The organism is Psychrobacter immobilis (genome assembly GCF_904846185.1).
GTDB lineage: Bacteria > Pseudomonadota > Gammaproteobacteria > Pseudomonadales > Moraxellaceae > Psychrobacter > Psychrobacter immobilis_B.
In genome coordinates this window covers 81,532-95,329 of sequence record NZ_CAJGZQ010000010.1, presented here as the reverse complement: position 1 = coordinate 95,329, position 13,798 = coordinate 81,532, and the positions used below count along the sequence as shown (strand labels likewise).

Annotated in this window: 9 protein-coding genes; all 9 read left to right on the top strand. The window is 42.6% G+C overall.

Annotated features, from left to right (window positions below; all coding sequences use genetic code 11):
• Nucleotides 1-130 precede the first annotated feature (130 nt).
• Nucleotides 131-3,100: a type VI secretion system ATPase TssH gene (gene tssH, locus JMW94_RS07375; protein ID WP_201603681.1), complete on the top strand. Its 2,970-nt coding sequence runs from the start codon at nt 131-133 to the stop codon at nt 3,098-3,100.
• The gene (gene tssA, locus JMW94_RS07370; RefSeq protein WP_201603679.1) at nt 3,100-4,257 is read left to right on the top strand and encodes a type VI secretion system protein TssA; all 1,158 of its coding nucleotides are present in this window, start codon (nt 3,100-3,102) and stop codon (nt 4,255-4,257) included. The genes tssH and tssA overlap by 1 nt, the downstream gene beginning before the upstream one ends.
• A 106-nt stretch (nt 4,258-4,363) precedes the next feature.
• Nucleotides 4,364-7,252, top strand: a complete 2,889-nt coding sequence (locus JMW94_RS07365; protein WP_201603671.1) for a contractile injection system protein, VgrG/Pvc8 family — start codon at nt 4,364-4,366, stop codon at nt 7,250-7,252.
• Nucleotides 7,253-7,261: 9 nt separating this feature from the next.
• Nucleotides 7,262-8,752, top strand: coding sequence for a hypothetical protein (locus JMW94_RS07360; RefSeq protein ID WP_201603669.1), 1,491 nt, complete (start codon nt 7,262-7,264; stop codon nt 8,750-8,752).
• 7 nt (nt 8,753-8,759) lie between these two features.
• Complete coding sequence (locus JMW94_RS07355) at nt 8,760-9,683, top strand: hypothetical protein (RefSeq protein WP_201603667.1); 924 nt, start codon at nt 8,760-8,762, stop codon at nt 9,681-9,683.
• 47 nt (nt 9,684-9,730) lie between these two features.
• Nucleotides 9,731-10,288, top strand: a complete 558-nt coding sequence (locus JMW94_RS07350) for a hypothetical protein (RefSeq protein ID WP_201603665.1) — start codon at nt 9,731-9,733, stop codon at nt 10,286-10,288.
• A 185-nt stretch (nt 10,289-10,473) separates the two neighbouring features.
• Nucleotides 10,474-11,547 (top strand): DUF6708 domain-containing protein, encoded by a 1,074-nt coding sequence (locus JMW94_RS07345; protein ID WP_201603663.1) that lies wholly within the window; start codon nt 10,474-10,476, stop codon nt 11,545-11,547.
• 67 nt (nt 11,548-11,614) lie between these two features.
• Entirely contained in the window at nt 11,615-12,676 is a 1,062-nt protein-coding gene (locus tag JMW94_RS07340) for a hypothetical protein (protein WP_201603661.1), read from the top strand.
• A 34-nt stretch (nt 12,677-12,710) separates the two neighbouring features.
• Entirely contained in the window at nt 12,711-13,769 is a 1,059-nt protein-coding gene (locus tag JMW94_RS07335; RefSeq protein WP_201603659.1) for a hypothetical protein, read from the top strand.
• Nucleotides 13,770-13,798: the final 29 nt, after the last annotated feature.

Here is a 13,798-nt window from a genome sequence, read left to right as displayed (position 1 = left end):
CACAAAAATTAGAGTGGCAAGGAAAACGAGTGAAAGTACTACGCCTTGTAGGCTAAGCGAGTTTGACACAGCTAATCTTACTTTTTGGGTTTGGTATTAAGTCTAATAAGAATGCTAAAGGAAAAGATTTATGAGCCAGTTAAAAGCTGTAATTACCCGCTTAAGCCCAAGCTGTCGACAGTGTTTGCAGCAGGCAGCTAGGCTTTGTATCAATAACGGGCATCGCGAAGTTGATACGGTTCATCTGCTACATGAACTGATTGCCACGCCGCACAATGATGTGGCTCAAATTTTAAAAGTGAATAAAATTAATCAGCAATCATTGCTAGCTGACATAACCGATTTGCTTAATACCTTTGGTCAAGCAACAGGCTCGACCCCTGTTTTTAGTCAGGATTTGATGGCGTTGTTAGAGGATGCATGGGAGCTGGCAAGCAGCCAACATGGTCAGAGTATTGATAATAATAACGCCTTAGAGATCCGCTCTGGTCATATATTGCTCGTGCTATTGGCATATGAGCGTTATCAGTCGCTACTCAAAACCCTTCCTGAACAGCTACAGTATATTGATCGCTTCACGCTCAAAGATGATTATGAGCGTCAATGTCTCGGTAGTACTGAGGGCAGTGGATCAAGCAGTAATAAAGGCGTCAATAAGGGTGCTGATGATGGTGCGAATAGTGCAGACGATGATACTAACAATCAAGAATCTTTAGACACTAAGCAAACTGAAGCTAAGCCAACCCCTGCGTTGGATAAATATACTTATGATTTGACTGCTAAAGCCAGTGCAGAGCAAATAGATCCAGTGATAGGGCGTGAATTTGAGATTCATCAACTGATCGATATTTTGATTCGTCGTCGCCAAAATAACCCTATTTTGACTGGAGAGGCAGGGGTAGGTAAAACAGCAGTGGTTGAGGGACTGGCGCAAAAGATAGTTGCAGGTCAAGTGCCGGATCAGCTCAAAGACGTGACGATACGCAGTCTCGATATGGGGCTGCTACAAGCAGGGGCAAGCGTCAAAGGGGAATTTGAAAACCGTCTCAAGCAAGTCATCGAAGAAGTACAAGCCTCGCTACAGCCTATTATATTATTCATTGATGAAGCGCATACTTTGATTGGTGCTGGTGGGCAAGCGGGTCAAAACGATGCGGCTAATTTACTCAAGCCTGCGCTAGCACGTGGTGAGCTTAGAACCATTGCGGCGACGACGTGGTCAGAATATAAGAAATACTTCGAAAAAGATGCAGCGTTGTCACGCCGTTTCCAAGTGGTCAAAGTCGATGAGCCTGATATCGAGACAGCAGTAGCGATGATTCGTGGGTTGAGTGCCAAGATGCAGGATCATTTTGGCATATTAATCGATGACGATGCGCTACAAGCGGCGGTTGAGCTATCCGCACGTTATATCAGCGACAGGCAACTGCCTGATAAGGCCGTTAGCGTATTAGACACGGCGGCGGCACGGGTGAGCTTATCTAAGACCGCCATACCCAATCAACTTGACAGATTAAAAGCCAAAGGCTTGCAGTTAGAGCAACATATCAATAATCTCAGTCAGCAGCTCGAGCGTATCGGCGGTGTGGATGAAAAAGAGAAAGTCAGCCAAAAAATTGCGGTACTTGATGAGCAGCGACAAGCCAATCAGCAAAGCATTGCTGATATGACCAACCGCTGGCACGAACAGCGTCAGCTTAACGACCAGCTTGACGCGCTCAATAAACAATTAAGTGGCAAGGCAGATAATGCCTTTAATACAAATACGCTTAGTGCAAAAGAGCGCTTAGACAAACAAGCTGAGTATCAAAGTATTGAGCAGTCGCTAAAACAGATACAAGAGACGCAGCGCCTGATTCATGCGGTATTAGATCGACAGGTTATTAAGCAGATTATCTCAGATTGGACAGGGATTCCACTGAACGATATGGCAGGCAATGAAAAAGACCATATCTTGGGTTTGGCGGATACTTTGCAATCGCGAGTCATTGGTCAAGATCACTCGGTGGCGGCTATCGTCAAGCGTATTCACACGGCAAAAGCACGTTTAGATGATCCCAATCGTCCGCAAGGGGTGTTTATGCTCGTTGGGCCAAGTGGTGTGGGTAAGACACAAACGGCACTAGCACTATCAGAGGTGTTGTACGGTGGTGAGCGCAATCTTATTACGATTAACCTGTCAGAGTATCAAGAAGCCCATAGCGTTGCCTCGTTAAAAGGCTCGCCTCCAGGTTATGTTGGCTATGGTGAAGGTGGTGTATTAACCGAAGCGATTCGCCGTCGTCCTTATAGCGTACTCTTACTTGATGAAGTAGAAAAAGCCCATCCAGACGTATTGGATTTGTTTTATCAGGTCTTTGATAAAGGGGTGATGGAAGACAGCGAAGGGCGTTTAATTGATTTCAAAAACACGCTTATTTTATTGACCAGTAATGTTGGTTCGTCTGCGATTATGCAGGCATGTATCAATACAGATCCGAGTGTTACTGACTTTAGCCTGCCAGACAGTGATAGCCTAAAACAAGTCATTAATCCGCATTTGTATAAAGCCTTTAAACCCGCGTTTTTGGGTCGCTTAACGGTCATTCCTTATTATCCATTAACGGATGATGCGCTCGCAGAAATTATTCGTCTTAAGCTGGATAAAATCACTGGCCGTATTCATGATAATTATGATGTGCCTTGTGTTATTGATGATGAGGTGATTGAGCTGATTTTATCGCGTTGTCATGAGGTCGATTCTGGTGCACGTAACGCCGATGCGATTATCAGCCATACCTTGCTGCCGCAGCTGGCAGGTCAGCTACTGGCTCATGATGACAGTCAAAGTGTGTTAAAGAAAATTACCGTATTCGTTGATGAGGACGATAATTTTGCTTATCGTCTGGATACTGATGCTGTTGTGGCGCTCAATCAAATGGCACAACACAGCGAAGATGAAACTGAGGATCAAGTTGAGGATCAAGTTAAGGAACCACCGAGCAAACCCCTTTCAGCTAAAAAGTCTGCCATTAAAAAGCCTGATGTTAAAAAGTCGACAGTGAAAAAAACAGCCAGTAAAAAACCTATTAAAAAGTCTATTAAAGAGGAGTCACTATAATGAACACTGATCACTCTTTAGCAACCAATATTGACACCCTGATTGCGCCAATTAATGGCAGTCGTCATGGGGTCGGCGAGGACCTGATATTTGATCCACGTATCGATGCCATCGTGGCCGCTCGTCAAGAAGATGACCCATTACTGGCACAAGGCAATTGGGTCACTGAGCTAAAAGTGGCTGATTGGGACTTTGTGAAGGATCAGTGTGCAGATTTGTTGATTCATACCAGTAAAGATATGAAGCTGGCACTTTGGTATGTCGATGCCTTGAGTCATACCGATTATTTAGCAGGTATCAGTCAGGGTTTAAGTCTATTGCAGGCACTCAATGACGAGTATTGGCTGACGATGTACCCGCCGCTAGATGGCGAGGAAGACAGCATGGATATCAGGGCAGGGCTGCTGTCATGGTTCGTCAAGGCGCTCACTGATGATATCAAGCAGCTATCGCTTTCTGACACAAAGACAGAAAAATATAACTATAACTATTATCTAACCGCTCGTGATCATGACAAGCAGCGTCAGCAAAATCCCGATAACGAATCGTCCAATCAATTAACGCTAAGTGATTATAACCACGCTATCAAGACCAGCAGTGAGACTTGGCAACAAGCACTGATGAGCAATCTTAAAAAAGTTACTGAGCAGTGGCAGGCGCTGACTGATCAGCTCAATGATTTGATGGGTATGGATGCGCCAGTCTTCGCACCAGTCACGGATTTATTGGTTGCCCTGACCCAACATTTGCGACCGTTGATACCAGAATATTCCGATACCACTAGTAGTGTTTCTGCTCAAGAAAGCGTAGCAGATACTATGGACGGTATGACTGACAATGAAAGTACGATATCAGATAGTAATGGACAATCAGCTAGCACAAAGAATATTAGCTCAACCAGTTTTAATCCTAGCAACCGTGATCATCAAAGCAATCGTCAGCAAGCGCTTAAATTATTAGGTCAAATTCAAGATTATTTTGCGACCAATGAGCCGCACAGTCCGGTGACGTTTTTACTTGGCCGTGCTATTGACTGGGCAGATATGCCGCTCGACCAATGGTTGACTCATATCATCAAAAACGAAGACCAGCTGGCGACGCTATCTGACATGATTGGCATTCAGCCCAAACGTGATTCATCTGACGATGGTTATTAATTGAATCAACGACAAATGCATACTTGGTTAACAGGCAATCTGCACGCAATTTATAATCTTGCAATATTAAATTTTCCACCTTTGGACTGATAAAAAAGGGCTTATCATGGTATGGACCCAAACAAAGCGGCATGTGCAACTGAGTAGTGCCCATCCTGATATTGCCACCAGTCTCATTCAACAGGCTGACTTGGTTGAAAGCTTACTCGGGATGCCATTGCCCGACAGCGTTTGGAGTAAGCCCGCTCTTATGCCAACGCCTGACGCTTATCCAAGCCCGTATCATCACGACCAACGAGCGCAGTCTTATCAAGAGCGCCAACTAGCCCTCTATTGTGGCTATCGTATTAGCATTACTCTACTGCATCCACGAGCAGGACTGGATATAAAGCAATGGCTAGGGCAAAGTCTCTCGATACATTGGCATACGGGCGACAAGCTACTGCTAAGCCAAACCCGTCACGGTATCATCACCGAAGCCGTTGCTCTCGGTAGTAACAGTGGTATGGCAGCTTATCGTATCATCTGTGAACCTGCCCTCAACCAATTACGCCTATCTAGCCATAACCGCCGTCATCATCATTCAAGTTTAAGCGAGCTTATCACCAATATTATCAGCCCATACGATATAAACGTTGAGATTGACGAGCGCCTCAGTGATGACAGCAATTACCATATTCAGCACAGTGTCCAATACAACCAAACCGATCTGGCCTATTTGAACCAACACCTTGCCCTCTATGGCGTCACAGGTTATTACCGTCATGAGAGCGACAAGCATACTCTAGTCTTACTACCTAGTGATGGCGAAATCTTACGTCCAGACACAAACGACATTCAAAGCACCTTAAGTCAAAACCCTGCCAACCTTGCTGATAGACAAGACCGCATTACTGCCATTCGTCCGCGTATTGCTCAGCATACTCAGCAAAGCGATCTACATCGTTATGACAGTCGCTTGATGAGTACCTATACCGGCAGTAGCAGTAGCGAGCAACCGATCGACTCATCAAACAGCACGCATCAGCGCTTTTTACACAGTCATAGCCGTTTTGATGATAAAGGTCTCGATAAGCTTGCTACTCGCTACCAGCAGAACGCACAGCAGCGTGCCAACCTTGGTAGCCTAACTGGTAATATCCGTCATCTAAGTCTGCCAAGCGCGCATCATATCGATGGCAACCCTTATTTGACCGATCCCATCAGTCTGGTGTCTCTTCATCAGCATATTAATAATCATATTCCAGCAGATTGGTTGGGGGTAGTACCCTTTGATCCCATTACCTTACAGTCAAATACCAACTATGATAATGACGATGACAACGATGACAACGTCCATCATATCAATGCCTGCTACCTGCCGTTTCCGCATCATCACCATATTCCTTATGGGGAACAGCTTGCTACACTTGGACAACCTCATCCGAGTATGACAGGTCTGATGAGCTCCAGTATTATTGATACAGATAGCAGCGCTATCACTCATGACCGCAATTACCGTGCGCATATTAGATATCACTGGCAAAGCGAAGGCGACGACAGCGCGCATTGGATACCCATCGCCAGCTACCTCGTCGCCGACCACATGGGACAGACCCATCCTCTGCGTCATGGGCAACATGTTCTCATCGACTTCATCGGCGGTGACATTACTCATCCCATCATCATTGGCAGCACCCATAACGGCCAAGGTAATTCTGATGCTCAGCACAACAGCATCGTCAGTGACTCAGGTAGCATTGACGCCACCAGTCCAGCTTGGTTTATCAATCAAAGCCATGCTTATCCCATAGACGGTATCAAGACTCAAAGTATTGATAGCAGTCGAACAGGCGACGCCACCAAAGACAGCCTTATTAATGGCTATAACCAGCTGATGTTTGACGCCCACCCTGAGAGTCCACAAATCAACGTCTATAGCAGCAGCTTCCAGTCTAGCTTAACCATCGGACATCTGTATCAGCATACCGACCACACCCGAGGGCAAGCCCGTGGACAAGGCATCAGTATCGAGACCCAAGCTGCCGCTAATGTGCAAGGTAGCAAAGGTATCTATATTAGTAGCAGTCAAGCATCAAATCCTCACATGAGTCATGACAGCCACAGCAAACTACAAACTGCTGACCAACACCAACAAGCTTACGCTCAGCTGGCTGACACCCATCAGCCAGTGGGACTAGAGGGCAGTAGCAATAATAAGAGTAACAGTAAAGAAGATGCGCAAACCCCATTTGCCGAGTTTAGCAAAGACACCAACGATAGTAGTCTTAGCGAATCAGGACAATGGCAACAAGCCAATATGCTGATCGACTCTCAGCGTCATCTCGCACTATTAAGCGGACAGAATAGTCAGCATACCAGTACCCAAAATACGCATAGCCACGCTACAGACAACACCCATCATCACAGTCAGACGCAAATGAATCAGCTGGTGGCAGGCGATATTCATTACTACTCCAACAAAGCTCAGACTCATACAGCGGCTCATGGCGATGTGACCATACAAGCCCATCAGAATGAGATGCGCCTTGATAGTGAGCAGACGCTACGTATCCACAGTCGAGACAGTATCGAGATTATCGCGCCTGATACGTTAACCCTAAAAGCGGCGGGCAGCGGCATTGAAATATCAGGTGGCAATGTGACATTTATTACGCCAAGTCAAGTAGGCTATAAGGCGAGTAAGGTGGATTGGGGCAGTGGGGGTGGAGTTAAAACAGAACTGCCTTATTTAGCATCTGTAGAAATGGAAAACTGGATTGGTCTTAAACTTTTAGGAGTTGATGGTGAAGGTCTACCAGATGTGGGCTACAAGATATTCTTTGATGGCGGTCAAGTTATTAAAGGAAGACTCGATAGAAAAGGTGAAGCACATCATGAAAATGTACCCGAAAAAGCCAACCGTGTTGAGTATGAAGAAAAGGATATTGAAGACTCTACTCCTGAATCGTTTCTGAAAGTTTTAGAAGCTGCTAAAAGTTTTAATAAACAATAAGGTTTAAAAATGAGCTTTTTATCATCAACAGAAAAAAAACTTTCAAATGCACTTGCGTGGTTTAGTGCACCTGTGAATACAGCATTGCAAAAAGGTAAAGAAACGGCAAGTGATATCGCTGATTGGCTCTGGGTCGTCATACAAGGCGATTTTGCAGAAGAGCCTTCTACTGCTCAAGTTGCTACTGGCACTGTTGTCTCTATGATTCCATTTGTAGACCAGATCTGTGATGTTCGAGATATCTGTGCTAATTGTAGAAAAATCAATCAAGATGATAGCAATCCTTGGGCGTGGGTAAGTTTAATTCTGACATTAATTGGTTTGTTCCCAGTTTTAGGCTCATTAATTAAAGGGATATTAAAAGTATTATTTGCCCCTATAAGACGTTTTATGATGCGTCCTTTGTCCAAGGCTGGAAAATTTTCAGGTAGCTTGATATATAAGACAGTTGAACCTGCTATTGAACAAGGTATAAAAGAGCTTAGTAAGTTTTTAGGGCGTCCTGCTGTAAAAAAGCTAATTGGCAAAGAAGCGTCTGGAAACATATACAGATGGTCAGCTAAAGAGCTGCGCAAAGTAAAAGCTATGGTAACTAAGAAGCAGATCTTAGCAATGCTTGATGAGCAAATTGGGTACTTAAAGGATACCGTTGAATTCGTACAAAAGTGGGGTAGCAAAGGTATAGGTAAACAAGCAGGCGATATGCTTAAAATAGTGGGAGATGTACGAAATAAGGCTAACAGACGCCTTGGTGAGTTCTTAGCGCCAGTGCAAGACTTTTTAGAACGGCTAGCAATACGTTTAGATACCGAAGGTGGGTATAAAGCAGTTACTAATCTGACAAACATCGCGAATTTTAGAAAAGTCCATACCGACGGTGAGGTGCAACTTATAAAAATCAGTTCGCCCAAATGGGTAGATGTGACCAGAAGAATTAAGTATCCTAAAGTAGAAGAATGTCCCAAAATACCTAAAGGTTATCCCAATATTTCTGATAAAGGTAAAGGACCATTATGGAAAAAGTTTAACACATTTCATGATATGAAGGCAGTAGAACTAGGACAGGGGACGAGTTTATATCGCGTTGTTGACCCTACTAGTAATGATAATAGTATATGTTGGATGCGAGCTTCGGAGTATTTGAAACTTAAAAAACGAGAAGATTGGCGCAGACGTTTTGCAGTATGGGCAAGCTGGAATAGTAATGGAGAAGTCGTACAGTACATTGTCCCTAAAGGTGGTATGAAAGTTTGGGAAGGTAAAGCCGCCAGTCAAATACTTGAAAATAGTAAAGGTCAAATCCAAACTGCTAATGGACGCGGTGCTATGTATGTGTTGGAGGGTGGTGGCAAACAAATTGTACTTGATCCAGCACAATTAATTAAAAGCAGAGTAAAACTACGCAGAAAAACAGGGTGGGGCTATGGTAGTGATCTAAAGGGTCTAGAAAATACAGACATGGTTGGCGTGCCAACCCTCAAACAAAACTGGTATAAGTGAGTAAACAATGAATAACTACATCATCAGACCGCAAGAGATTTACCTACTAGAGCGCTACAGTTCACCCTCATACTTTAAAGAGATGCGCGATGCCTTTGCAACTATGTTAGAAGCTGCTGAATACGCATTAGAACTGTTTGTCAACGATTTACCCTTTGATTATCGTACACGACCTATCAATAGACAACCTGATATCGTCTGGGGTGAGCGGGTATTACCGAATTTACGTGATACTTTAGATAGTCTCAATGTTGGCTATCAAGAGCTTTTAAAAGGGGATCTAGCGGCAATAAGATATGGCGGTAATGTTGAGAGTGATTTTCGGGCTATCAGTATGGATTATGATATCGATTGGATGCCTGAGCAGCAACAACTTGATTATGAAAAATGGCGGAGAGAGGCAAGCACGCGCGCTTTTAACTTAGAAATAACCAGTTATTTTGGCTGGAAAATTGGTAGTTTAATTGAACGCTATACTACTGAATCGCGAGGACCACTTAACCCACCCGAATCGTGGCCTATTTATCGTCTTAATCCAAAATATAGCGTTGAGTTAGATGAAGTCGTCCCTGTCGCAGGTATTTATGTACCTAGTAGAGCAGATGCCAGTGCTCAAGTGTTATTGGATGGCATGTTAGCAAATGAAGCTTACGTCGGTTATGATCCTGAAACCATGCAAGCGGTTGGTGATGCACCAGTCACTTGGATGTTGGTTGAGCGTATCGCGGATACTGGCGGCGGTAACCATAATGTCGAGCCAAAACGTTTACGTTGTGAGTCGGGTAAACCTTGTCCATTCACAGGCTACTGGTGGTCACCATCAAGTAAAGATGTCAAACACTTCAAAGCAGGCGACATCATGCCAAAGATGAAGCGACTTGAATGGCAAACTATCTGGTATTTCAACGAGACCAATCAGTTAGACGATTAAGTTAATCAATATTTTATCAATCAACTTATAATAAATGAGTTTTACATATGGTAAATCATTCAATTCCAAAGACCTTATTTAAAATGTGGCTGTGTGTGTCCCTACTATTTACGATAGGAGTTAGTCAGTCGCAACTTGCTATGGCAGCTGACACTTCTTATGCTGATAATACGTCCAAGACCGCAGAAGAGTTGAGATTAGAGTATCTCGAAGCGCTTGAAGAAGAGCAGAACAAGCTATATTTTGAAAACTTTGCAACCAATCCTGATGACATTCCGATCAGTGAGTATGAAGGAGGGACAGATCGATACTTTGGCGATTTAAGAGTTGAAGGTGATGAGCTTATATTAGAAGTTTCAGGTGGTGAGCTACTTATTATCACCAGAAACGAGCGTCAAGAACAGCTTAGACAGCAACTTATACAGTTTGTATCAGAGCATAGCGATGTGTCAGTTAATGTTGGCATACAAGGTTTGATAAATGTAGATAGTGAGCCAACGACAGAGGACTTGGATGAATTGGTTCTTGTGAATTACAATAATTTAAAAGCTAACGCCACTCATAATCTTTTTAAGATGCTTAGCACAATTAATGATCAGGAATGAGGTTTGTACTTGATAAGAGTCTGCTCAAACTGCCACGACATTAAGGACAACTAAAAATGAGTGCATATCTTGTAGACATGGAAGGGCGGTTTCGATTAACCAAGAAACCGCCATTTTTGACACCGTGATATCAAGCGGTTGGGCAGAAGCTTGCAGACGTCAAAGGCATCCATGAGACAGTGCCTTTGGATAAATATAAAACCTATGATGTGCCATTGCACCCTCAACAAACGGTGGTACAGTTTAACTCGACTTATCTTGAAACCACAGGGCGTAATGAAAGACGTCGCGGCGATGCCGTAGGATGGGGGCTGTCTTTAGGATTTGTTGGAGTGTCTGTGAGCAATGGTATCCTATATCTGATTGTAAAATCCACAACAGATTTTGATATTGTATCTCTCAGTATTGGTCTTATTCTCGCTTTTTCTATGACCTTATTCTTTGTTCCATTAATCAATGTGCTCTCAACCGAGTTATTTACCACACGGCATTCTCCTATCCGCTTCAACCGTAAAACCCGTAAGGTCTATGTCCGTCAATACAATCGTAAAGTAGAAGTATATAACTGGGATGACTTAACTTTTTTTATTGCCTATATCAATGAAGATAGAGACATCAGAGCCGTGACCTTTGATAAAAACGGCGAAACCATTACGGGTATGTTTGCACTTGCCTTTCAAAACAATGTCTTTGATAAAAGTTTAATCAGTTATTTTGAGTTTATCCGTCGTTATATGGAAGGTGACGATCAGCAACTAAAAGAAGTCAAAGAGGCCATACGTTACATCTATCCCATACATAAGAAACGTGAAACCCCGCTGATGTCATTTAAGCGTTTGATATTGAACGTAGTACATTACTCTCACGAAAACATGGAGTACCCTGAACGAACTTTTAGGTTTTACCCAGTGACAATAGTTATTCTACCTTTATTAGCTCTGCGTTATGTTGGCCGTGTGATCTCAATGCTGACCAGCTACCGCCATCAGTTTAGCAAAGCTATTGAAGCGGAATGTCAGATTGATCCTAATGACCCTTATGATTTGAACAAACATCTACCAGAGGGCAACCTTGAACAGAATAACCAGCCTATTTGGAAGACCATTGTTTACAGTGTAGGTGTTATTATTGCTAATATTATCATGCTGTTTATCGGTGCATTTATTATAGACATGATAGGCGCGGCAAGACCACATGGTGACTATCCGAGCATGGTCGATAAACTCTGGTATGTGATTGGTTTGGGGTGGTTGTCTTAATAAATCATTGGCTACCTTTTTATTACTGTATGTGATTGCTTAGATAAAAGTAATTAGGGATAATAACATGCAACTACGCGATGATTTCGCTACCCACCTTAGTAAGCTTCACAATCCTATTGACCGTCCTTATACCGCCAGTATAGACAAAAGCTTATTAAAGAGCACTGAAGAGATTGAACATCTTAACAAAGAAATTCATGATGTTAATCCTGATTACTTAACCTTCCTACCCGCATACTTCTGGGTGTTTTATTTTGCTGTTGGCTGGGTTTATTTTTCTTCATTTTGGTTAGGTAATTATTTTCTTCAAGATATTGGAGAGGTTGTCTTTATAGATGGTGAATTTAGTATTTTTGATATAGTATTCAGCTTCTTATGGATTGTTGTATTTGGTACGCCACTAATTTTATTTCTCTATCAACTCATCAGAAAGCGCTTCATTCGTACCCAGTACTACTTTTTAAAAAAAGAACAGAAAATAGCTTATTATTACCGTCCATTATGGAATTTTAGACAGCCTTATGCGCTTAAGATAGTCGACTATAAAGATGTGCATCCAGACTTGCATCTGGATAAATATAATCAAGCGTACACACCACTCAATCTCTACGTCGCTGATCCTGAGACAGGGGACATTACCCATCATTTAAAGCTTGAGGATTATCGAGTCAACCCGCGAGTGCAATGGGCATTTATTCGCACTTATATGGAAAGCCCAGCGGATGATCTGCCAATAGACAACGAAATCTGCCAAGCTTATCCAGCTGACACCAGTAAATCATTGTTTGCCTGCGCTGATATTGTCTTTCGCAAAAACGGTATACTGCCGAGTGATCATTCTGGCGGTGGTCAGATCATGGTCTTTATAATAGGCCCAATAATAGCTTTAGGTAATCTATTTCAGGCTAATCATTACCAATGTACCAAGCGAGCTATCTTACATCCTGACGTGCAAAAGCTTTTGACATGGAACGGTCAAAACAACCCATACCCCATTCAGCTTATAACTGATGAAGCCAAATTAGCTTTTGACGGTAGAAATTGGGAAGTTAATGTCAGATGGGTGTGTATCATACTCATTAACGTTGGTTTATTTGTATGGGCGGTGGTGGCTTATAATAGCTAGCAAAAATTAGCATGTAGCTAAGTTGAATTATATTATGATGATACCTCTACCACCTAAGCCCCCAGTATTCAAAATAATCAGTCGTCCTTACGAAGGTAAAATACCTGATTTTAAAGAAAAGCAAAATAGTGTGGATAGATTAAGTAATATTATCCATGAGGTCAACCCAGATTATTTACTGTTTCATCCAGTGATTAACTCTATTCAAAATGTATGGCTTTTAGCTTCTTATGGATCATTATGGTTGTTTGGTCAGTTCTTCTTTTTAATATATGCTATGTTCAATGCAATAATAGAAGAAGGAGTACCAATTTATTATTTCTACGCAACTATATGTCTTATTTTCATTTTCATTACTTTTTTTACTGCCCCTTTCCTAACACTTAAGCAGCTGGTTATTAAAAAATCTCGATACAATAAAGTCTTATTACTAAAAAAAACCCAACAAATTGCCTACTACGAGCACAATCGAAAGCAAGAACCTGTTTTCCATCTTCTTAATTATAAAGATATTATTGCCTCTGTCAGAGGTAATGAAGGTACGAATCTTGAGTCTCTTAACTTGCATATTATTGATAAAACAACAGATGAAATGATTCATTCAATTAAATTTGATGACATGCGACTCAACCCCTACGATCAATGGGCATTCATTCGCACTTATATGGAGCGTCCCGCAGAGGAACTACCTTTAAACACAGAGCACGCCCAAGCGTGCCCAACGGACATGAGTCAGTCATTATTTGCTTGTGCTGATATCGCTCAAACCTCCAAAGAGTTTTATTATAAGAATCCTACTCATGAGTTTCGTCCTGTTGACTGGATTAGGTGCTGTACGGTTAGCTACTTAGACCTTGCCGAGGGCAATATCTATCAATCAAGCGCCAATCCTGCCTTGCACCCTGAAGTGCAGCGACGGCTCATGTGGGATGGTCAAAACAATCCGTATAACATTCTGCCTGTCACCGCAGAGCGCCAAGCCGCCTTTGCAAACCAAAACCAAGCAGTAAAGCTGAAATGGTATTCAGGTATTGCTGTGAATGCGACATGGTTTATTGGCTCTATATTGTATGTGATGCTAGTGATTGCTTAGAGAAAAATTTATCAGCCAACATCAATTAA

What these genes read in the sequence shown, in the direction of transcription:
- JMW94_RS07350 (WP_201603665.1), top strand. Translation starts at nt 9,731, where the DNA reads ATGGTAAATCATTCAATTCCAAAGACCTTATTTAAAATGTGGCTGTGT.
- JMW94_RS07360 (WP_201603669.1), top strand. Translation starts at nt 7,262, where the DNA reads ATGAGCTTTTTATCATCAACAGAAAAAAAACTTTCAAATGCACTTGCG.
- JMW94_RS07335 (WP_201603659.1), top strand. Translation starts at nt 12,711, where the DNA reads ATGATGATACCTCTACCACCTAAGCCCCCAGTATTCAAAATAATCAGT.
- tssA (WP_201603679.1), top strand. Translation starts at nt 3,100, where the DNA reads ATGAACACTGATCACTCTTTAGCAACCAATATTGACACCCTGATTGCG.
- JMW94_RS07340 (WP_201603661.1), top strand. Translation starts at nt 11,615, where the DNA reads ATGCAACTACGCGATGATTTCGCTACCCACCTTAGTAAGCTTCACAAT.
- JMW94_RS07365 (WP_201603671.1), top strand. Translation starts at nt 4,364, where the DNA reads ATGGTATGGACCCAAACAAAGCGGCATGTGCAACTGAGTAGTGCCCAT.
- tssH (WP_201603681.1), top strand. Translation starts at nt 131, where the DNA reads ATGAGCCAGTTAAAAGCTGTAATTACCCGCTTAAGCCCAAGCTGTCGA.
- JMW94_RS07355 (WP_201603667.1), top strand. Translation starts at nt 8,760, where the DNA reads ATGAATAACTACATCATCAGACCGCAAGAGATTTACCTACTAGAGCGC.